The sequence below is a fragment of the Paenibacillus sp. KS-LC4 genome (genome assembly GCF_036894955.1).
Taxonomy (GTDB): domain Bacteria; phylum Bacillota; class Bacilli; order Paenibacillales; family Paenibacillaceae; genus Pristimantibacillus.
In genome coordinates this window covers 317,501-338,968 of the sequence record NZ_CP145905.1, presented here as the reverse complement: position 1 = coordinate 338,968, position 21,468 = coordinate 317,501, and the positions used below count along the sequence as shown (strand labels likewise).

At 50.4% G+C, this 21,468-nt stretch carries 18 protein-coding genes, 7 tRNA genes and 1 rRNA gene (1 of these 26 running past the window's edge); 1 reads left to right on the top strand and 25 read right to left on the bottom strand.

Features of this window, described 5'->3' with window-relative positions; all coding sequences use genetic code 11:
* Positions 1 to 33: 33 nt before the first annotated feature.
* The 17 genes from V5J77_RS01530 to V5J77_RS01450 form a co-directional block, all read right to left on the bottom strand.
* Positions 34 to 1,785, bottom strand: a complete 1,752-nt coding sequence (locus V5J77_RS01530; RefSeq protein WP_338554037.1) for a tetratricopeptide repeat protein — start codon at positions 1,783 to 1,785, stop codon at positions 34 to 36.
* Positions 1,786 to 2,009: 224 nt separating this feature from the next.
* Complete coding sequence (locus tag V5J77_RS01525) at positions 2,010 to 2,960, bottom strand: ribose-phosphate pyrophosphokinase (protein ID WP_338554036.1); 951 nt, start codon at positions 2,958 to 2,960, stop codon at positions 2,010 to 2,012.
* A gap of 141 nt (positions 2,961 to 3,101) precedes the next feature.
* Complete coding sequence (hisJ, locus tag V5J77_RS01520) at positions 3,102 to 3,908, bottom strand: histidinol-phosphatase HisJ (RefSeq protein WP_338554035.1); 807 nt, start codon at positions 3,906 to 3,908, stop codon at positions 3,102 to 3,104.
* 66 nt (positions 3,909 to 3,974) lie between these two features.
* Positions 3,975 to 4,709 carry a bifunctional phosphoribosyl-AMP cyclohydrolase/phosphoribosyl-ATP diphosphatase HisIE gene (gene hisIE / locus V5J77_RS01515; RefSeq protein ID WP_338554034.1) on the bottom strand — a complete coding sequence of 245 codons (735 nt, stop codon included), beginning with the start codon at positions 4,707 to 4,709 and terminating at the stop codon, positions 3,975 to 3,977.
* Entirely contained in the window at positions 4,706 to 5,464 is a 759-nt protein-coding gene (gene hisF, locus V5J77_RS01510) for an imidazole glycerol phosphate synthase subunit HisF (protein ID WP_338554033.1), read from the bottom strand. The genes hisIE and hisF overlap by 4 nt, the downstream gene beginning before the upstream one ends.
* Positions 5,465 to 5,607: 143 nt before the next feature.
* Positions 5,608 to 6,225 carry an imidazole glycerol phosphate synthase subunit HisH gene (hisH, locus tag V5J77_RS01505; protein WP_338554032.1) on the bottom strand — a complete coding sequence of 206 codons (618 nt, stop codon included), beginning with the start codon at positions 6,223 to 6,225 and terminating at the stop codon, positions 5,608 to 5,610.
* 1 nt (position 6,226) lies between these two features.
* Positions 6,227 to 6,826 carry an imidazoleglycerol-phosphate dehydratase HisB gene (hisB, locus tag V5J77_RS01500; RefSeq protein WP_338554031.1) on the bottom strand — a complete coding sequence of 200 codons (600 nt, stop codon included), beginning with the start codon at positions 6,824 to 6,826 and terminating at the stop codon, positions 6,227 to 6,229.
* Positions 6,827 to 6,945: 119 nt separating this feature from the next.
* Positions 6,946 to 8,232, bottom strand: coding sequence for a histidinol dehydrogenase (hisD, locus tag V5J77_RS01495; protein ID WP_338554030.1), 1,287 nt, complete (start codon positions 8,230 to 8,232; stop codon positions 6,946 to 6,948).
* 84 nt (positions 8,233 to 8,316) lie between these two features.
* On the bottom strand, positions 8,317 to 8,961 hold the full coding sequence (hisG, locus tag V5J77_RS01490; protein ID WP_338554029.1) for an ATP phosphoribosyltransferase: 645 nt from the start codon (positions 8,959 to 8,961) through the stop codon (positions 8,317 to 8,319).
* A complete protein-coding gene (locus tag V5J77_RS01485) occupies positions 8,958 to 10,190 on the bottom strand; it encodes an ATP phosphoribosyltransferase regulatory subunit (RefSeq protein WP_338554028.1) in 1,233 nt (410 codons plus the stop codon). Before V5J77_RS01485 ends, hisG begins: the two co-directional genes overlap by 4 nt.
* A gap of 219 nt (positions 10,191 to 10,409) precedes the next feature.
* Positions 10,410 to 10,913 (bottom strand): acyltransferase, encoded by a 504-nt coding sequence (locus V5J77_RS01480; RefSeq protein ID WP_338554027.1) that lies wholly within the window; start codon positions 10,911 to 10,913, stop codon positions 10,410 to 10,412.
* Between the two features lies 1 nt (position 10,914).
* Entirely contained in the window at positions 10,915 to 11,571 is a 657-nt protein-coding gene (gene ppaX / locus V5J77_RS01475; protein ID WP_338554026.1) for a pyrophosphatase PpaX, read from the bottom strand.
* A 138-nt stretch (positions 11,572 to 11,709) separates the two neighbouring features.
* Positions 11,710 to 12,666 carry a prolipoprotein diacylglyceryl transferase gene (gene lgt, locus V5J77_RS01470; RefSeq protein WP_338554025.1) on the bottom strand — a complete coding sequence of 319 codons (957 nt, stop codon included), beginning with the start codon at positions 12,664 to 12,666 and terminating at the stop codon, positions 11,710 to 11,712.
* A gap of 20 nt (positions 12,667 to 12,686) precedes the next feature.
* Complete coding sequence (gene hprK / locus V5J77_RS01465) at positions 12,687 to 13,625, bottom strand: HPr(Ser) kinase/phosphatase (protein WP_338554024.1); 939 nt, start codon at positions 13,623 to 13,625, stop codon at positions 12,687 to 12,689.
* Between the two features lie 207 nt (positions 13,626 to 13,832).
* Positions 13,833 to 14,954: a sn-glycerol-3-phosphate ABC transporter ATP-binding protein UgpC gene (ugpC, locus tag V5J77_RS01460; RefSeq protein ID WP_338554023.1), complete on the bottom strand. Its 1,122-nt coding sequence runs from the start codon at positions 14,952 to 14,954 to the stop codon at positions 13,833 to 13,835.
* An 87-nt stretch (positions 14,955 to 15,041) separates the two neighbouring features.
* The gene (locus V5J77_RS01455) at positions 15,042 to 16,187 is read right to left on the bottom strand and encodes a helix-turn-helix domain-containing protein (protein WP_338554022.1); all 1,146 of its coding nucleotides are present in this window, start codon (positions 16,185 to 16,187) and stop codon (positions 15,042 to 15,044) included.
* A 75-nt stretch (positions 16,188 to 16,262) separates the two neighbouring features.
* Positions 16,263 to 17,213 carry an MraY family glycosyltransferase gene (locus V5J77_RS01450; RefSeq protein WP_338554021.1) on the bottom strand — a complete coding sequence of 317 codons (951 nt, stop codon included), beginning with the start codon at positions 17,211 to 17,213 and terminating at the stop codon, positions 16,263 to 16,265.
* Positions 17,214 to 17,388: 175 nt separating this feature from the next.
* Between V5J77_RS01450 and ssuE the strand changes: the two genes are divergently transcribed.
* Positions 17,389 to 17,937 (top strand): NADPH-dependent FMN reductase, encoded by a 549-nt coding sequence (ssuE, locus tag V5J77_RS01445; RefSeq protein ID WP_338554020.1) that lies wholly within the window; start codon positions 17,389 to 17,391, stop codon positions 17,935 to 17,937.
* A 114-nt stretch (positions 17,938 to 18,051) separates the two neighbouring features.
* On the opposite strand, the gene V5J77_RS01440 is transcribed toward ssuE, so the two are convergent.
* From V5J77_RS01440 to V5J77_RS01405, 8 genes are all read right to left on the bottom strand, one after another.
* Positions 18,052 to 18,127: transfer RNA gene (locus V5J77_RS01440), tRNA-Lys, on the bottom strand.
* Positions 18,128 to 18,142: 15 nt separating this feature from the next.
* Positions 18,143 to 18,226, bottom strand: a tRNA-Tyr gene (locus V5J77_RS01435).
* Between the two features lie 7 nt (positions 18,227 to 18,233).
* A tRNA-Phe gene (locus V5J77_RS01430) sits at positions 18,234 to 18,309 on the bottom strand.
* 17 nt (positions 18,310 to 18,326) lie between these two features.
* Positions 18,327 to 18,403, bottom strand: a tRNA-Asp gene (locus V5J77_RS01425).
* A gap of 19 nt (positions 18,404 to 18,422) precedes the next feature.
* Positions 18,423 to 18,499: transfer RNA gene (locus V5J77_RS01420), tRNA-Met, on the bottom strand.
* A 17-nt stretch (positions 18,500 to 18,516) separates the two neighbouring features.
* A tRNA-Val gene (locus V5J77_RS01415) sits at positions 18,517 to 18,592 on the bottom strand.
* A gap of 7 nt (positions 18,593 to 18,599) precedes the next feature.
* Positions 18,600 to 18,676 (bottom strand) — tRNA-Met (locus V5J77_RS01410).
* 113 nt (positions 18,677 to 18,789) lie between these two features.
* Positions 18,790 to 21,468, bottom strand: a 23S ribosomal RNA gene (locus V5J77_RS01405) (it continues 255 nt past the right edge of the window).

Genomic DNA, 21,468 nt, shown 5'->3' with positions numbered 1-21,468 from the left:
TCCGTATTATATTTTACAGAACACGCCTGCTCGCTATTCCAGCGGCTCATCTGGCGCAAATACCGAATTAATCGAACGCATCTTTTCCTTGATGCCGCACACTTGATCGATTCGCTTCGCATTTTTGCTGACCGTTGCAATGGAAGTGCCATAACGAACAGATACCTCATGATACGAAATCGTGCGACGATGCATCTTAGCCGTCAAATATTCCAGCGCTGCTGCCCAGCCTTCCACCTTGCTGAGCTTCGGAACGTCCGGATATACCCGACTTAGAAACTCGACCCACAGCGTCATGAGATCATGCTGTTGAATTAAATCATAACGCTTGTTCATGCGCGAAAGCGCGGCCTCGACAACTTCCTGCCATTTGGCTTCCCATACGGGCAGTCGTGAAGGAACACGGTTCGGTTCGATGACCGTTGCCTTGCCCTCCAATACGGCCTGCAATGGCTCCTGTACATCAATCGTACGCAGAACGAATATCGCAATCCGCTTCAAATAATCATCTTCGCCCGGTTCAATCAGAAACGCTTTGAGCGCATCCTTTACCTCGTTGTCGGCAATCATGCCGAGCGCTTGAATAACCTGCAGCTTCGTGTTGCGATCGCCGTGACGCAGCGCCCAGAAGAAGGAGGAGCGAACGAGCGGATCACGCTTCAAATGATCGGGCAGTCCATCCGAGGAATTTTCCCAAAGCTTGAATTGCTCCTCAAACGGCAAATGATAATGGTAGCTGACCGTTGATTTGTGCTGCCCTTGCTTCACCAGCTCCAGCTGTTCCATGTAATAGCGAGGAATATTCGATTTTGGATCGAGCTTTGCTGTCTGCCGCCATAGCCGCTCAGCTTCATGGAATCGCCCAATATTGCAGGCCGCTACAGCCGCATAATGATAAAGGCACGGGTCCTGATTCAGATCAGGGTCCTTCAGCAAGCGAAGGAAGTGACGGTAAGCCGCCTCGTGCTCGCCAAGAATGCCCATCGTCGTAGCCAGCTTGAACACATGCTCCTCGTGAAAAGGGGCCGTCTTGCGCAGCAGCTCCACTAGCGGGGCCAAGCTTTTCTCATCCTCGGCATGCTGGTAGAAGATCGCCAAATTGCACAAGGCATGCAGATTGCCTGCATCAATATCAAGCGCCTCATGTATCGTTCCCATTGCTTTATCGAACAGACCCATATAATAATAAGCGAGCGCCAAATTGTTGCGTGCTGCCAGAAATTCCGGCTGCGCCGCAATAATGTCCTCCAGCAGGCGAACCGCCTCGGTGAACTTGCCTTCCTCTAGCAGCGTGCGTGCCTGATCATGCTCGAACAGACCTTCACGCGCCTTAATGCTCGTTACCCGCGTTGGACGCTCCAGCTCATAATCGAGCAATTCCATCATTTCTTCCGCCTCATCGAGGTACTGCCCATCCGCATCCTCTTCGAGATAGTGTACCAGTGCCCCTTCAGCGGCTTCATATTGTTCCATGTTAGCATAGTTGTTCGCCATATAGAAATGGCATTCCGTCATCGTAGGATCAAGCACATCGACAATCCAATGCAAAATTTTATTGGATTCCTCATAGTTGCCCATTTCCGATAAAATGCCTGCCATATTACAATGGTTAACCGGATTTTCCGGCTCATATTCCACAGCACGGCGAAAATATTTAAGTGCCTTGTCATAGTGGTATCGGTCCAACGAGCGGACAGCCCGTTCGAAAAAGAATGTGGCATCCCACTGAACAGGTATGATTTTCGTCTTTGGGTCAGCTGTGGCTGCGCGTTTCTTTCCCTTCATTGGCAAGGCACCTCCCGGAAACTTCATTTTCTACGATTATAACATAGGAACGGTCAACTCGCGCACTCAAACTAAAGGAAACGCTGCTCCGTGGCTGCTATTGCCCGCGCTCCCTTGGGGCAACAGGCAAAAAGCTATGAAAATCGCGGACGTTTTAATAACCGCCCGCGATTTCATATAAGTATTTATGCTGTTTTTGGTAAGGAGTCCATAAAAAAATATCGTTACACGCCTGCGTTTTTGAACAGGGTGCTGATCGAACCGCCTTCAATAATGATGCGGGTCGCTTCCGCAAGAAGTGGAGCAACCGACAGCACAGTGAAACGGTCAGGACGATTGTCAGGCAGGAGAATCGAGTCGGTTACGACTACTTCTCTAATACTTGGAATATCCAAACGCTCAATTGCATTGCCGGAAAACAGAGGGTGAGTAGCGCACACGTACACATCTTCCGCACCACGTTCCTTCAGGCTTTCCACTACATTAACAATCGTTGTGCCGGTATCAATCAGATCCTCAATAATAATCGGTGTCTGACCTTCAACATCACCAATAACATGGGTAATCGACGATTCATTGTGTGCCGGACGTTTCTTGATCATAATCGCGAACGAAGTGTCCAAGTAGTTGGCAAGCTTCTCGGCAGTTGAAGCACGTCCTGCATCTGGCGAAACGACAACTGGGTTTTTAATATTCTTCGATTTCAAATAATCGCTGAGCAGATCAAGAGCTGTCATATGATCAACTGGAATATTAAAGAAGCCCTGAATCGCTGGTGCATGCAGGTCAATCGTAACGACGCGGGTCGCCCCAACTGTCGTCAATACGTCTGCAACCATTTTTGCGGTAATCGGTTCCCGCGGCGAGGATTTACGCTCCTGACGGGCATAACCGTAATACGGCATAATGATGTTGATGGTTTTCGCCGAAGCCCGTTTCGCCGCATCAATCATGACAAGCAGCTCCACGAAATATTCGTTGATCGGATGCGAAAACGATTGAACCAGAAACACGTCGCAGTTCCGGATGGTTTCCTCATAGTGGACATAAATTTCGCCACTCTTGAATCTGGACATCTTAATGGCACCGAGCGTCAATCCTAAATCCGAAGCAATCTTCTGAGCTAGTTCCGGATTAGACGATCCCGAGAAAATACGCAACTTGTCGCTTAACATAATACCCTCCTGAGCGTTTAAACCAGATAAGTTTTACCTGACTAGGCTTTCAATGCGCAACGCCTGCTTGCCCTAGCTTGTGCTTTGGGCACAGCCCGTTTGCGCTTGGTCAATACCATTATACATCGAATTGCGAATAATTCAAAAATCAATACTGACTAATTTTCGACGATCAAAGGTCGCGAGCTGCGAAAAACCGACTTCTTTCAACATCAGACGCGCTTGATCAAGGTATTGTGCCAGTCTTTCTGGCTGATGCGCGTCCGAGCCGACCGTAATTGGGATGCCCAGCCTATGCGCATATTCAAGCATTCTGCGGCTCGGAAACATTTCCTCCGCAGGCGTTCGCAAGCCCGAGGCATTCAATTCAATCGCGACGCCATGCCGCTTGACGGCTTCGAGCGCTGCATTTTCCAAATGCGTAACATCTTCCTCCGGCTTAAAGCCAAAACGCTTGATTACATCAATATGCCCGATAAAATCATACAGCCCTGTGGCCGCCGCCTTCTGCACCGCATCATAATACTGCTCATACACCGCCAGCCGGTTTTTGCCTTCCCAGCCATGCGTCTGGCGAAAATCGGTAATATCCCACTCACCTAGAAAATGCACCGAGCCGATTACGTAATCGAACGGGTATGCTTTAAGAATATCCTCGATCTGCCGCTCATAGCCCTCGATATAATCTCCTTCTAGCCCAACACGTATATCAATTTGATGTTTGTACTTCTCCTTAAGCGTCAAACATTCCTCGACATAACGCGGCAGCTCTTCCATCGGCATAGCCATCTCTGGATAATACGTTGCCGGATCGACATGGATAAGGGGCAGATGGTCGGACAGTCCGAGCTGATCAAGCCCCAGTTCAATGCCCTTCTGAACATATTCCTCCAGCGTGCCCACTGCATGCCCGCAGCGAACATGATGCGTGTGGTAATCGATTAGCATAATACAGCCCCGCCTTCCCCTCTTACTGATATGAATGAAAACCGCAAAACGCGGCACCCCGCCTGGCTAGGCTTTGGACTGCTCGCGTTTCATTGCATTATTGCTGGCTGGTTTCCCGTGGCGCTGCACAAGCTCCTGCATCACATCATCGAGTGGCAGGCCCCGTTCTCTGAGCAGCACGAGCAGATGGAATATCAGATCGCTCGCCTCAGAGCGCAGCTCGTCGTTATCCTGATTTTTCGCCGCGATAATCGCTTCGGTTGCTTCCTCGCCAACTTTTTTTAGAATTTTATCAATGCCTTTATCGAATAAATATGTCGTATACGCACCTTCTGGACGCTCCGCATGACGCTCGGCAATGACGGCTTCCAGACTTCCCAATATCGCGAAGCGATCGCCGCCTTGGTCGGCTGCATCGGCAGCTGCCCCGGTTAACGCAGGGTCTACGTTGGAATTGGCCCCTTTTGCTTTATCCGCCAGCTCGATAGCATTGAAAAAGCAGCTATAGCTTCCTGTATGACAAGCAGGACCTACTTGCTGAACACGTACCAACAGCGTGTCGCCGTCGCAGTCATAGGATAAAGACGCAATGCGCTGCGTGTGGCCGCTCGTTGCGCCCTTGTTCCACAGCTCGCTGCGCGAGCGGCTCCAGAACCAGGTTGAGCCTGTTTCCACCGAAAGCTTAAGCGACTCCTCGTTCATATAAGCGAGCATCAGCACCTCCTTGCTCTGCACATCCTGTACGATCGCTGGCACAAGGCCGTCCTCGCTCCACTTAATCTGCTTTAACCAGTCTGTCATCTAACCTCCACGCCCTTCTGCCGCAAATCATCCTTCACTTCGCGAATCGTCATTTCTTTATAGTGAAAAATCGTTGCCGCCAGCGCTGCATCCGCCCTGCCCTGATCGAAAACATCACTGAAATGCTCAATGCGGCCTGCTCCGCCCGAGGCAATAACCGGAATGCCCAGCTTGCCAGATACAGCAGAGGTCAGCGGAAGATCAAAGCCATCCTTCGTGCCGTCGGCATCCATGCTCGTCAGCAAAATCTCGCCAGCGCCCAGTCTCTCCACCTCGCTCGCCCACTCCAGCGCTTTAATGCCTGTCGCCTGGCGGCCGCCGTGCGTGTACACTTCCCACTCGCCCCATGCCTCGTTGAACTTCGCATCAATCGCGACAACGATGCATTGGGAGCCAAATTTGCGCGAGCCATCGCGCACGAGCGAAGGATTTTTAACTGCGGCCGTATTAATGCCGATCTTGTCTGCTCCTGCCCGCAGCAGCCGCTTCATGTCATCCACATGCGAGATGCCGCCGCCAACAGTGAATGGAATCGTAATTTCGCCAGCTGTCCGCTTGACGACCTCAATCATCGTAGCCCTGCCCTCAACCGAGGCGGAAATATCGAGAAATACGAGCTCATCCGCGCCCTCGCGATCATAGGTGGATGCCAGCTCGACTGGATCGCCCGCATCGCGCAAGTTAACGAAATTTACGCCCTTCACGACACGGCCGTCTTTGACATCGAGACATGGAATAATGCGTTTTGCCAGCATATTGCACGCTCCTTATATTAGACTCATCTAAGGCTTCACCTGCGACAGCCCGTAGACATTGATTTCATGGGAAAATAACGTTTTCGTTCGATACATACATGGTGCTTGAAAGTAACTTCCAAGTGATCGAGCCAGCGGCTAGACTAAGCCTTGCTGCTTCCCGTCAAAGCAAGGAAGTTGCCCAGCAGCTGCATGCCGAGCTCTCCGCTTTTTTCCGGATGGAACTGCATGCCGTATACTTGCTCACGCCCAACGATAGCCGTTACCTGCTGATAATAATCAGTTGTAGCCAGCAAATCACTGCCTTGCTCCGGCCTCGCATGGAAGGAGTGGACGAAATACACATGGCCCTCTGTAAGGCCTGCGAATAGCGGGCTTTGCCCCTGCTCGAAGCTAAGCTTATTCCAGCCCATATGCGGAATTTTGTAGTCGCCTTGGAAACGGATGACCTTGCCTGGCAGAAGACCGAGGCCCTCGTTGTCGCCGTATTCCTCGCTCGCGGTGAACAACAGCTGCATGCCGAGGCAAATGCCCAGCAGCGGCTTGCCAGAGGCGGCATACTGCTTGACCACCTCATCGAGCTTCGTCTCGCGCAAATTACCCATCGCATCACCGAAAGCGCCGACACCTGGCAAAATCGCGCCATCCGCTGCTAAAATCTCCTGCGGATCAGCCGTTACAACCGCCTCATAGCCTAGACGCTCAACCGCCTTGCTGACGCTGTGAAGGTTGCCCATGCCGTAATCAATGATCGCAATCATGCTACAGCACTCCTTTCGTCGAAGGCACTCCTTGTACGCGAGGATCAATGCTAGTCGCCTCATCCAGCGCTCGACCAAGCGCCTTGAATACCGCTTCAATCATATGATGCGTATTCTGGCCGTAATGTACGATAACATGCAGCGTAATGCGCGCTTCTAGCGCAAACTTCCATAGAAACTCTTGTACCAGCTCTACAGAGAAGCTGCCTACTTGGCTTGAAGGATACTCCGCGCGGTATTCGAAATGCGGGCGGTTGCTCACATCAATAATAACCTGTGCCAGCGCTTCATCCATCGGCACGAATACGCTCGCGTAACGCTTGATTCCGCGCTTGTCGCCGAGTGCTTCACGCAGCGTTTGCCCGAGGCAGATGCCAATATCCTCCACCGTGTGGTGGTCGTCGATTTCAATATCGCCTTTCGCATTGACCGTCAGGTCGAACTGACCGTGCTTCGTGAACAAATCCAGCATATGGTTCAGGAAAGGCACATCCGTCTCAAGGCTGGCTGCTCCGCTTCCGTCTACCGAGAACGCCAGCTTAATGTCTGTTTCATTTGTTTTGCGAGCTACTTCCGATACGCGTCCTGTCAATTCCGCCATTACCGATTCCTTCTTTCTTCCCGTAAAATAAATGTTCGCTTTGTTTAGTTGTGCTTAAGCTTAATTAAGTGCCTTATTTTGCTTTGCTGCGATAACCTTGAATGAGCCGGGCTTGCTCGTTAGCGGCCCTCGCGCTCCAAACGGATTTGAATCGCCCGTGCATGAGCCTCAAGCCCCTCCTGCCGAGCCAGCGTCATAATTTTGTCGCCATTTGCAAGCAGCGCTTCCTTGCTATAATAGATCAAGCTTGATTTTTTCAAAAAATCATCCACGTTGACTGGCGAGGAAAATCTCGCTGTCCCATTCGTCGGGATGATGTGGTTCGGCCCAGCGAAATAATCGCCAACCGGCTCCGAGCTGTAAGGTCCGAGGAAGATTGCTCCGGCATTTTCGATCAAGCCAAGCAGACTCATTGGATCGGCTGTCAGCACCTCCAGATGCTCAGGCGCCAGCTTATTCACGACGTCGATGCCCTCTTTCAGCGAATCGACCATCAGCACAGCGCCGTAGCTGTCGATTGAAGCCCGTGCAATCGCTTGACGCGGCAGCGTCGCCAGCTGACGCTCCACCTCGGCGGCTACCGCACCTGCAAGCTGCTCCGACGGCGTTACGAGGATGGATGATGCCATCTCATCATGCTCCGCTTGTGACAGCAGGTCAGCGGCGATATAAGCCGGATCAGCCGCTTCGTCGGCAAGCACGACAATTTCACTCGGTCCTGCGATGCTGTCAATATCGACAGCGCCAAATACTTCGCGCTTCGCAAGCGCGATATATATATTGCCCGGCCCGCAAATTTTATCAACGGGCGCAATCGTTTCCGTACCGTGAGCGAGTGCGGCAATCGCCTGTGCTCCGCCTACGCGGTACATCTCCTTGACCCCTGCTTCAGCAGCGGCAACGAGAATGCCTGGATCAATGCCGTCACGTCCGCCAGTCGACGGAGGCGTGACCATTACGATTTCCGGCACGCCAGCGACCTGGGCCGGAATGACATTCATGAGCACGGACGACGGATACGCTGCCTTGCCTCCGGGCACATAGACGCCGACCCGCTTCAGCGGACGCAATATTTGCCCGAGCAGCGTCCCATCCGGCTGCAAATCCATCCACGAGTTGCGCTTCTGCTTCTCGTGGAAAGACCTGATATTGACAGCGGCCTCGCGGATCGCTGTCAGAAAAGCGGCGTCCACCTGCTCATACGCCGCATCAATTTCCTCCTGCGTCACGCGAAGCTCTGCCGCCGTCAGCTCAGCCCTGTCCAGCTTTGCTGTGTAACGCAGCAAAGCTGCATCTCCTTCGTTGCGGACGTCTGCGATAATTGTCCGCACCACTTCATTTTGCTCCGGCGATCCGTATTCCACCTCGCGCTTCAAACCGAACTGCTCTGCTCGCATAATTCTCACAATCGCCAACCCCTTTCCTTCAATGCTTTGTCCCATCCATATATAGCTTTATTCCCTCATGCTCGCGCTCGTGCTCCTGCACTCCTAAAGCTTCGCACCAAGCGTTTCCTGCAACCTATCGCAAAGGCTTTGAATCGCCTCATTCTTCATCCGATAGCTGACACGGTTCGCGATCAAGCGGCTCGTAATGCCGAAGATGGACTCCATTTCGACCAAGCCGTTTTCACGCAGCGTCTGCCCTGTCTCTACCATATCAACAATGCGGTCAGCAAGGCCAATTAGTGGCGCTAGCTCAATCGAGCCATTCAGCTTAATCACTTCGACCTGCTGTCCCAATTCGCGGAAATATTGCGAGGCCACATTCGGATATTTCGTCGCCACCCGCGGATTAATAACCGGCTTCCAGTCCGGCAGCCCGATTACCGACATCCGGCACTTGGCAATGCCGAGATCCAGCAGCTCGTAAACATCTTTATTTTCCTCCATCAGCACATCCTTGCCAACGATTCCAATATCCGCGACACCATATTCCACATAAGTAGGCACGTCTACAGGCTTTGCCATAATAAACTCCATGCCTGCCTCCGGCAGCTCAATGATCAGCTTACGCGTATCGTCAAAATCGCTTGGAATCGGCAAGCCCGCTTCGCGAAACAGCTTTGATGCCTGCTTGTAAATCCGGCCTTTCGGCATAGCCACCTTCAAAATTTCCCTGCCTGCTCCGCTCATTTGCCATCCCCTCCAAGCGTTTCGTTCATAGCCTCGGTAAATAGTAAAAACTCCACATATTCTACGCCTTTGAAAATAAACCGACCAGACGTATTCTTCGATAGCTCCGCTGCTTCCTCTAGCCCAATACGCTCTGTCACAACTGCCGTTCCTTGGCCTCTGAGCTGCTGCGCGATGGCCAGAGCCGCTTTGCGCTCCGTCTCATCATAGCCAATCAGCACTCGCTCAGCTTTCGCTGGCTCATCTTCATTGCCGAGCACTTCCAGTATCCGCGTCGTCTTCAGCGCAAAGCCTGTCGCTGGAGCCGGACGGCCGAATTGAGCAAGCAAATTGTCGTATCTTCCGCCGCTCACTACTGGGAATCCAAGATCCGCCGCATAACCTTCAAAGGTCATGCCGGTATAATAAGAGAAATCGCCGATCATCGTCAGATCAATCAGCACATGCTCGCTTAGTCCGTAAGCGTCGAGCACGTCCCACATCTCGCATAAATGCTGGATAGACGCCTGTGCCGTCTCATCTGCGCTTAATTCAAGCGCCTGCTTGCATACCTCCTGGCCGCCGCGCAGCCTTAAAATCCCTTCCAGCTCGCGCTGTACAGGCTCCTCCAGCGCCAGCTGGCGCAGTTGCTCCCGATAGCCGACGTAATCGCGGCCCAGCAGACACGCTTTAAGCTGCTCCTGCTCCTCCTCGCGTCCAGAAAGCGATTCCTCGAACAGTCCGTTCAGGAAGCCGACATGACCGATAGCAATCTTAAAACGTTTGACGCCGGCGGCCTTCAAGGAAGCAATAGCGAGCGCCACAACCTCCGCATCCGCATCAGCCGAAGCATCGCCAACAAGCTCAACGCCCGTCTGGAAAAACTCGGCCTCACGGCCAGCTTCCTCCTCAATCGCACGGTACACATTCGCATGATACGACAATCGCAGCGGAAATGGGGACTCCTTCAATAACGAGGATACTACTCGCGCAATAGGCGCTGTCATATCCGAACGCAGCACGAGCGTCGTTCCACGGTTGTTGAGCAGCTTAAACAGCTTTTGGTCAGAGGTAGAGCTTGCTACCCCTACGGTGTCGTAATACTCCATAGTTGGCGTAATAATCTGCTCATAGCCCCAGCCCTGCATACAAGCAAGAGCCGCATGCTCAATTCGGCGCAGCTTTGCAACAGCCTCTGGAAGATAATCTTTAACACCAATCGGTTTCTCAAATACTTTTGGTTTAGACATCTATTTTCACCCACAATTTACTTTAGTATGTTAACGCGTTGCCATATTAGCAATCTGCCAAAATAAAGAACCTAGACGTTATGGTAACATGAAGCCTCTGCTCCGTCAAGATTAGAGCTTTGCTGAATAGGAGATATATTATGAATTCCTTGCCTGACATGAACAAAGCTGCTGCTCATGATCAGCACCAGCTTTGTTCGCGTTTCAGCATTGGCAGTTTTAGCTATGATCCGCGGGGCGACTCCCCTTGGCAATCTCACGTATGGGATTCCCGCCAACGAAGGCATGGGCTGGCACATCCTTGTAAACAACTGAGCCAGCGGCTACCACCGCATGATCGCCGATTGTAACACCCGGCAAAATCGTCGTATTCGCGCCAATCATAACGTTTGCCCCTATTTTCACATCACCAAGCCGATATTCGCGAATTAAATACTCATGCGTAAGAATCGTCGTGTTATATCCGATAATCGTATTATCCCCAACCTCAATCCGTTCCGGAAAAAAAACATCCACCATCACCATTAGCGCAAATGCGGTGTGCTGACCGACCTTCATGCCAAGCACACGACGGTAGATCATATTTTTGACCGGCAAAACCGGACAATAACGTGCCAGCTGAATGAATATGAAATTACGTACCGCCTTAAATCGGCTGACCGTACGATAGACCTGCCAGAGCGCATTAGGCCCCTCTACCGGATAACGTTCGACATTACGCAATTTATTTCCGCTCCAATCCTGCGAAAGCGTACAACTCCCGCATATCATCAATGACATACTGAGCGCCACAATCTCGAAGCAACTGCGCTCCCTTCATCGACCAAGCTACACCAACTGGCAAAGCGCCAGCCGCCTCAGCGGATAATATATCGACCGAGCTGTCACCCAGCATTAAGGTCGTCGCCGGATCTGCGCCAAGTGCAGCAATAGCCATACTGACTGGCTCTGGATGCGGCTTAGGATGCGTGACATCATCAATGGTCACAACCGTGTCGACATAATCGCTAAGACCTACATATTTCAAGCCTCGCTCGGTTGTCAGGCGCATTTTCGTCGTTACAATCCCGATCTGGATGCCCTGCTCATGTAAATTTTTAATAACCTCTACAACATAGTCGAAAGGCTTCACATATTCATCATGCAGGCGAAGGTTGACCTCGCGGTAAGCCGCCACCAGATGCGTTACATCCTCAAGCCCCGAAAATTGCTGCATTTGCATCGTTAAAGGCTGTCCCATGCTTGGAATAATATTGTCTCTATTGAAATTCGCCGGAACGAAGCCTTGCAGCGCATCCAGAAACGAGCGGATAATCAATTCGTTCGTATCAATAATGGTACCATCCAAATCAAACAGCATCGTTTTTATGTTACCTAGCACATCTGTCTCCTCCTAAGTCCACTTTAATGCTTATCTATAAGCCTTACAAAAGGCCCTACAAAAAAGCCTTACAAAAACATAACGGCTATTGCCTTCGAGAAGGCAATAGCTCGTCTCATCCGAATTTAAATTTTACCTTTATGCTTTCGGAGCATCATCCGTTGCAATAGCCGCATGCTCCACCTTCGTGGAGACGATTGGATCGGAATAATGCTCTTTGGCAGCTCCTGTTTTGCGGCGAATGACGATAAAAGCGATGGCACCAACAATAAGCAGCAGCGCAAGCAGCTGAGAAATCCTCAGGTTACCATATGACGGGTCCAAATAGCCAGGCTGGAACAAAATCGTCATCGGCGACCAAAGAGCGTCCACAAGGTTTACCAGCCACGCTGGGCCATGGAAGGCCAAGCTGTCCGTGCGCACCATCTCAATGTAGAAGCGGCCAAGGGAATACCAGATGAAATAGCTAGCTAGCAATTCACCCGCACGCAGGAAACGTTGACGACGCAGCACGCACAGCAGCACGATTCCCACAAGGCTCCACAGCGATTCATACAAAAAAGCCGGGTGATGGAAGATGCCGTTCACATTCATTTGATTCACAATAAAATTAGGAAGGTGAAGCGTGTCACGCAGGAAGCTTTCCTCTACGGGACCGCCATATGCCTCCTGGTTCATGAAATTGCCCCAACGGCCAATCATTTGACCAGCAAGCAGGCCTGGCACGCACACATCGGCGAGTCTTAAGAAGCTGTAGCCCTTATAACGGAAATAGAAGAAACCGCAAAGGAAGGCACCAATCAGAGCGCCGTAAATGGCTATGCCGCCCTCCCAAATTTTAAACACATCAAGCGGGTTCTCCTTATAATCCTCCCATTTGAAGGCAACATAATATATGCGAGCACAGATAACAGCGGATGGAACGCCAAGCAGCAGCATATCCATAAAGAAATCCGGCTTAATGCCAAAGCGTTTGCCCTCTTGTATCGCCAGCAGCAAGCCTACTAAGGCAGCTGTGCCGAGAATAATGCCGTACCAACGAACAGTTAGGGGCCCCAGTGAAAAAGCAATGGGGTCAATTAGCGATGTAAGCATCTTTTATTAGCTCCTTCATATCAGTCGTAATCATCCGTATCTTCGGCAATGGTTTCGGTCAGCTTATTAGTAAATTGCAGCGCAGCATTATAGCCCATTCGCTTCAGCCTGAAGTTCATAGCCGCAACCTCAATAATAACCGCAAGGTTACGACCCGGCCTTACAGGAACTGTTACAAGCGGAACGTCGGTATCAATAATACGCGTCTTCTCTTCATCCAGACCCAAACGGTCATATTGTTTGTCCTGCTGCCAATTTTCAAGCCTGATGACTAATGCGATCCGCTTCTGTGTACGTACGGCACCAGCACCGAACAGCGTCATGACATTAATAATGCCTAAGCCGCGAATTTCCAGTAAATGACGGATTAATTCCGGGGCAGTCCCATGGAGCTGGCTGTCAGACGTTTGTCTGATCTCAACTGCATCATCGGCAACAAGCCGATGTCCGCGTTTTACAAGCTCAAGAGCCGTCTCGCTCTTACCGATGCCGCTGCCGCCCGTTATGAGCATGCCCACTCCGTAGATATCTACCAGAACACCATGAATGGTCGCGGTAGGCGCAAGCTTTTTCTCTAGAAAATCTGTAATCCGGCTGGTCAAAATTGTAGTTGCCACATGGCTGCCGAGCACGGGAATTTTCGTTTTGTTCGAATATGCAATCAGTTCATCAGGCGGCTCCAGTCCACGGGTCAAAATAATACAAGGCGTGTCTGAATGGCACAGACGCTCCATACGCAGACTGCGCTCCTCTGACGTCAATGTGCTGAGGAACGTAATTTCCGTCTTTCCTAACAGCTGCACTCGCTCACTCGGAAAATAATCAAAATATCCGGCCATTTCAAGCCCCGGACGATATAGGTCATCAACCGTAATAGCACGCTTTAAGCCTTCTTCACCCGATATAATTTCCAATGAAAAATGCTGTACTAATTCTGATACTTTCACTTTCTTAGGCATAGCATGGCCTCCTTATATCACAACAGCTTATGTAAGCTAATTACCAATAACCTCATCGTATAGGAAAAAAGCGCCGAAAGCAACGTCTTCCCGCTTTCTGACGCTCAAATGAATGAGCCTCTTCGCAAAGTCATCCTCAGTGGAATAACAAAGAGCTGTTGGACGAATCCAACAGCTCTTTTATGAAATCTATAATGGCTTTAGCAATTAGTTTTCGAAAATGTTAAGCTCGGTCTCTGTATCGAACAGGTGAACTTTGTTCATGTCTAGAGCAAGTTTAACCGTAATGCCATCACGCAGAGCGGAGCGTCCGTCTACACGTGCGATAACTGAATCTGTGCCAATACCGTTAAGGTACAGGTACATTTCGTGACCCAGGTTCTCCGCAACTTCGATCGAAGCGTTAACGATTGTGTTAGGCGAAGCTTCCAGGAATACTGGCTCTTCATGCAGATCCTCTGGACGAATACCCAGGATTACATCTTTGCCAATGTAGCCTTTGGAACGAAGCGTAGCCGCTTTGCCTTCAGGTACAACTACATCTACGCCTGTCGCTTTGAAACGAACAGTACCGCCTTGCTCCGTAATTGAACCTTTAACGAAGTTCATGGAAGGAGCGCCGATGAAGCCAGCAACGAAAATGTTAACTGGGTGGTTATAAAGGTGATCCGGAGAAGCTGTTTGTTGAATAAAGCCGTCCTTCATAACAACAATACGATCACCCATCGTCATTGCTTCGATTTGGTCATGCGTTACATAGATTGTCGTTGTTTCAAGACGTTTAGTCAGCTTGGAAATTTCAGCACGCATTTGACCACGAAGTTTCGCATCCAAGTTGGAAAGCGGCTCATCCATCAAGAATACTTGCGGCTCACGAACGATCGCACGACCAAGAGCGACACGTTGACGCTGACCACCGGAAAGAGCTTTCGGTTTACGGTCAAGCAAATGCTCGATATCTAGAATTTTAGCAGCTTCACGAACGCGTTTGTCGATGTCTGCTTTTTTGAATTTACGAAGCTTCAAACCAAAAGCCATGTTTTGGTATACGTTCATATGCGGGTAAAGAGCGTAAGATTGGAATACCATCGCGATATCACGATCTTTAGGAGCTACGTCATTAACAAGACGCTCGCCGATAAACAATTTACCCTCGGAAATTTCTTCAAGACCTGCGATCATACGAAGAGTTGTCGATTTACCACAGCCGGATGGACCTACAAGCACTAGAAATTCTTTGTCCTTGATATCTAAGTTAACGTCAGTTACCGATGCTTTATCAGTTCCCGGATATTTTTTGTAAATACCTTCTAAACGTACGCCTGCCATGTGAATTTCCCCCTAAAAGAAATTTTCTTATAGACCTATCTTATCCCACATGCCCTCAGATGACTATGCACAAACTTTACAAAAAAACTAATGTCTTTTCGTAACTTTGTACAATAGCAATATAATTTTGACTAAGACGGCATCACGAAATTGTCGAACATCAAGCCCTGTCTCCTGTTTTAGCTTGTCCAGACGATATAATAATGTATTGCGGTGGATATAAAGCTTCTTCGCGGTTTCGCTTACATTACAGTCCAATGAGAAAAAGGTTTCCAGTGTAGCAAGCATTTCTGCCTCTACGAAAAGCTCTGTACGCTTTAGCGATTGCTCCAAATATCGGGCTCGCTGGCTCTCCGGTATGCTATTCAGCAGACGCTCCAGCTGCAAATTCCACGGAAAATGAATATTGCTGCCAACGTGGAATTTCCGTCCCAAATTTATCGTTTCGCGCAGCGCAGCCGTCGTCTCTATAATGCCTTTCGCCGGTCTGATCGGATGCGAGACCGCCAGATGGCATTCACCGATCCACTCGCTGGCAAGCATCTCATGCAGCCCAAGACAAATAGAAGCCAGGTTATCCTCCACCGATTCTTCATCGTCATCATCAAACAACTCCGAATCCGCTTCCTTAAGCAACGAAACAGGGCCCCAAATGAGCCATTCCTGCTCCCGCAGCGGTATTAATAAAATTTCCTCTGCGAGAAAGGAACGCAGCAGCTTCTCCAGCTCCACATATGCCGCTTGCTTCGTATTCGAATATTCCGTTACTAGTAAAAAAGGAATCATATCGGCAAACAGCTTGCCTCCCGCTGTCAAGTGATCCGGCATTGATTGCCCCGGCTCTCCTGATTCGAACTGCTCCTGAATCCACTCGCCAATACTGCGGGCAGTCTTCTCGCTTTCCGTAAGCTTGCCAGCAGCCTTAGCATGCGCCGGCATCGCTTCATTCCAACGCAGCATAAAGCTTAGTAAATCCAGCGTGCTCGCCTCAAAGCGACTGCCCTCTATTTCTAAAGCCTCGACTTCATGCTCTACTGCTCGAATAGCCACCCACATTTTATCCTTGCGCTGGACACGTTGTCCTTGCAAGACTGGGGCGCGTCCTGGCTCCTCTGCCTGTAGATAGTGATCTTTATCTGCTATATCATTCCACTCGGACAATTGTATTTTTACTAGACGAACTGGACAGTCCAAAATGCGCTCCAGCGGTTTCAACCATTCTGTCGTGCTCATTTTCTGCTATCTCCTATCGCAAGCCTCACGAATGAACGCTTTTTCTCGTCATTGTAACATATTGGGACAGGTAATTCAGCCCATGACCAGTAAAAGAATGATCGACAGCATAGAGAACAATGCAGCAATTAAATATAGAAAGGATACGGTTTGCACCTGGTTCAATCCCCACTTCATCAGCGCATGGTGGGTATGCAGCTTGTCCGCATGATGCAGTCCTTTGCCACGAGCGAGCCGCCGCAGCATGACGATGGAAGTATCCATAATGGGCAACCCTAGCGCAAGCAGCGGCACAAGCACTGTAATGAAGGTTGCTTTCTTGAAAGCTCCGTCCACGGCCACAACGGCGAGCGTATAACCAAGAAACGTAGCTCCTGCATCCCCCATGAAAATTCTGGCCGGATAAAAATTGAACAAAAGAAAGCCCAAGCACGCCCCTCCAACAATAGCAGCTAAAATCGCCGTTTCAGCCTGCCCTTTGAGCAAGGCAGTAATAAACAGCGTGACCGCTGATAAAACACATACTCCGGATGCCAATCCATCCACTCCATCCATGAAATTAATCATGTTGATAAGCGCGAATATCCAGATTGACGTCCCAAGCCAGGCTACCCAGTGTGGGAGAAAAAAGAACAGGCCCGAAGCAGGGTTCGTCACCCCTGTTATTTGAATATGGAACCAGAGGGGGAGCGTGGACACTGCGCCATAAACGAGCACTCTAGGCCAGACAGGGAAATCCTTTCCATCCGCCTTCGCTTTATCATCTAATAATCCAACGGTGACAAGCACCGCACCACCAACTGCAATCGTCCAGCTTAACGATGTCATTCCCTGAAAAGCAATAATCGTAACGGTGCATGCCACATAAATCGCAATCCCTCCGAGCAAGGGAATGGGCTGCCGATGAATTTTCCGTGAATTCGGCCGATCCATAATCCCATGCTGCAAAGCGAACCTTCTCACAATCGGAACCATTGCACTCACAATAGCCAAACTTATAAAAGCCGCCAACCCATATATCATCATAGACGGACCCCTTTGCATCGCTAATCAGCTTGTTTCCGCCTATTATTCCCTAATGAGCTAATAATCATGAACACCTACTATAAATGTCATTGACGTCGAAAAGATTGAAGTGTTATGATAAAAAAAAGTTAATTTATCGGAATAATAAAAGTAATTGATTTGAGGAGCGATAATTATGTCAACGATTGTCATCATATCGGGCAGCCCGAATCCTGGTTCCCGTCTAACCGGCATTACTCAATATATTGAGCAGCAGCTCATTAGCCAAAATGTAACACTCCGCCATATTACCGTTGCTTCTTTACCAGCGGAAGATCTCATTAACGCCCGTTTCGACAGCCCTGCTATTGTAGAAGCAACAGCGTTAGTAGAAGGCGCTAGAGCCGTTATTATCGCAAGTCCAGTCTACAAAGCCTCTTTCACTGGTGTTCTTAAAACATTCCTCGATCTATTGCCTCAAAAGGGTTTGGAAGAAAAAATCATTACGCCTTTTTTCATTGGGGGCTCTCTGGCCCACCTGCTGTCTATTGATTACTCCCTGAAGCCTGTACTTGCTTCCATGGGTGCTAAGCATTTTTCCAGCGGCGTCTATGCGGTAGACTCTCAAATTTCTCGCGTACAATTGGATGGTGGGGCAGCCGGATATGAGCTAAGTGACGAATTAAAGCTTCGTCTTGACGCTTCCTTAACTGAACTACTAGCAGAGTTAAAGCTTCGCTCCTAATAAAAATACACAAAAAAAGCTCGGTATTAGTGATAACACCAATACCGAGCTTTTGAAATTGCATATAAATAAAAAAATTCGCAGATTATTTTCTGCAAATCAGCTTTTTAAAAATGGTGAGTCATGTAGGATTCGAACCTACGACACCCTGATTAAAAGTCAGGTGCTCTACCAGCTGAGCTAATGACTCTCGATGTGAAAGAAATGGTGGAGGGCGATGGATTCGAACCACCGAACCCGAAGGAACAGATTTACAGTCTGCCGCGTTTAGCCACTTCGCTAGCCCTCCATAAAAATGGTGGCTCGGGACGGAATCGAACCGCCGACACGAGGATTTTCAGTCCTCTGCTCTACCGACTGAGCTACCGAGCCTTATAACGAAAATAAAATGGCGGAGCTGACGAGATTCGAACTCGCGGTCTCCTGCGTGACAGGCAGGCATGTTAGGCCTCTACACCACAGCTCCATAAATGATTGCTTAAAATTGGTTGCGGGGGCAGGATTTGAACCTGCGGCCTTCGGGTTATGAGCCCGACGAGCTACCGGGCTGCTCCACCCCGCGTCATTGTCAAACATATATGGTGGAGGCTGAGGGGATCGAACCCCCGACCCTCTGCTTGTAAGGCAGATGCTCTCCCAGCTGAGCTAAGCCTCCGAAAATATGGTAGCGGCGAAGGGGATCGAACCCCCGACCTCACGGGTATGAACCGTACGCTCTAGCCAGCTGAGCTACACCGCCACATTTTCCCGATTACTTACATTGCAGACCTCGGGCTGTACTGCAATATCAACGTGATTTACACATTGAAAACTGGATGCGAAAGACAAGCTCTGAAACTTTAGCGTATTTATTAGGATAAGCCCTCGACCGATTAGTATTCGTCAGCTGCACGCATTGCTGCGCTTCCACCCCGAACCTATCAACCTCGTCGTCTTCAAGGGGTCTTACTAAATTGGGAAATCTCATCTTGAGGGGGGCTTCGCGCTTAGATGCTTTCAGCGCTTATCCCGTCCGTACTTGGCTACCCAGCGGTGCTCCTGGCGGAACAACTGGTACACCAGCGGTACGTCCATCCCGGTCCTCTCGTACTAAGGACAGCTCCTCTCAAATTTCCTGCGCCCGCGACAGATAGGGACCGAACTGTCTCACGACGTTCTGAACCCAGCTCGCGTACCGCTTTAATGGGCGAACAGCCCAACCCTTGGGACCTACTTCAGCCCCAGGATGCGATGAGCCGACATCGAGGTGCCAAACCTCCCCGTCGATGTGGACTCTTGGGGGAGATAAGCCTGTTATCCCCAGGGTAGCTTTTATCCGTTGAGCGATGGCCCTTCCATTCGGTACCACCGGATCACTAAGCCCGACTTTCGTCCCTGCTCGACTTGTTGGTCTCGCAGTCAAGCTCCCTTATGCCTTTGCACTCTCCGAATGATTTCCAACCATTCTGAGGGAACCTTTGGGCGCCTCCGTTACATTTTAGGAGGCGACCGCCCCAGTCAAACTGTCCACCTGACACGGTCCCCGAACCGGTTTCACGGTCCTAGGTTAGAACTCCGATACGATCAGGGTGGTATCCCAACGTCGCCTCCACACAAGCTGGCGCTCATGCTTCTTAGGCTCCCACCTATCCTGTACAGATCGTACCAAAGTTCAATATCAAGTTACAGTAAAGCTCCATGGGGTCTTTCCGTCTTGTCGCGGGTAACCTGCATCTTCACAGGTATTAAAATTTCACCGGATCTCTCGTTGAGACAGCGCCCAAGTCGTTACGCCATTCGTGCGGGTCAGAATTTACCTGACAAGGAATTTCGCTACCTTAGGACCGTTATAGTTACGGCCGCCGTTTACTGGGGCTTCGGTTCACAGCTTCGGATTGCTCCTAACCGCTCCCCTTAACCTTCCAGCACCGGGCAGGCGTCAGCCCGTATACTTCGCCTTACGGCTTCGCACAGACCTGTGTTTTTGCTAAACAGTCGCTTGGGCCTTTTCACTGCGACCCCCTCGGGCTATTCACCCTACCGAGGTACCCCTTCTCCCGAAGTTACGGGGTCATTTTGCCGAGTTCCTTAACGAGAGTTCTTCCGCGCGCCTTAGCATGCTCTGCTCGCCTACCTGTGTCGGTTTGCGGTACGGGCACCTTCACCTGGCTAGAGACTTTTCTCGGCAGCCGGAGTGCATGACCTTCGCTACTGTAATTTTCGCTCCCCATCACAGCCCAGCCTTATGATGAGCGGATTTGCCTACTCATCAGCCTCACTGCTTGGACGGACTATTCCATCAGTCCGCGTCACTGCCCTTCTGCGTCATCCCATTGCTCATAACGGTTTACGGTGGTACAGGAATTTGAACCTGTTGTCCTTCCACTACGCCTTTCGGCCTCGCGTTAGGTCCCGACTTACCCTGAGTGGACGAGCCTTCCTCAGGAACCCTTAGGCTTTCGGCGGACAAGATTCTCACTTGTCTTTTCGTTACTCATACCGGCATTCTCACTTGAATACAGTCCAGCACTCCTTACGGTATACCTTCAACCTATATTCAACGCTCCCCTACCCAAGTACCATTCGGTACATGTCATAGCTTCGGTGGTGTGTTTAGCCCCGTTACATTTTCGGCGCAGAGTCACTCGACCAGTGAGCTATTACGCACTCTTTAAATGGTGGCTGCTTCTAAGCCAACATCCTGGTTGTCTTTGCAACTCCACATCCTTTCCCACTTAACACACACTTGGGGACCTTAGCTGATGATCTGGGCTGTTTCCCTCTTGACAATGGATCTTAGCACTCACTGTCTGACTCCCGAGAAGCACGTCTATGGCATTCGGAGTTTGACTAGACTTGGTAACCCTTGGCGGGCCCCGCACCCAATCAGTGCTCTACCTCCACGACGTTCATACCTCGAGGCTAGCCCTAAAGCTATTTCGGGGAGAACCAGCTATCTCCGAGTTCGATTGGAATTTCTCCGCTACCCCCACCTCATCCCCGCACTTTTCAACGTGCGTGGGTTCGGGCCTCCAGTGCGTGTTACCGCACCTTCACCCTGGACAGGGGTAGATCACACGGTTTCGGGTCTACGACCACGTACTTATTCGCCCTATTCAGACTCGCTTTCGCTGCGGCTCCGTCTTCCCGACTTAACCTTGCACGTGAACGTAACTCGCCGGTTCATTCTACAAAAGGCACGCCATCACCCATAGATCGGGCTCTGACTTTTTGTAAGCGCACGGTTTCAGGTTCTTTTTCACTCCGCTTCCGCGGTGCTTTTCACCTTTCCCTCACGGTACTGCTTCACTATCGGTCACTAGGGAGTATTTAGCCTTGGCAGATGGTCCTGCCGGATTCCGACGGGGTTTCACGTGTCCCGCCGTACTCAGGATCCGTCTCAGAGAGTGTGTATTTTTGGCTACAGGGCTTTTACCTCTTCTAGCGGGCCTTTCCAGACCTCTTCGCCTAATACACACCTTTGTAACTCCATGTGAGACGTCCTACAACCCCAAGGAGCAAGCTCCTTGGTTTGGGCTAATCCGCTTTCGC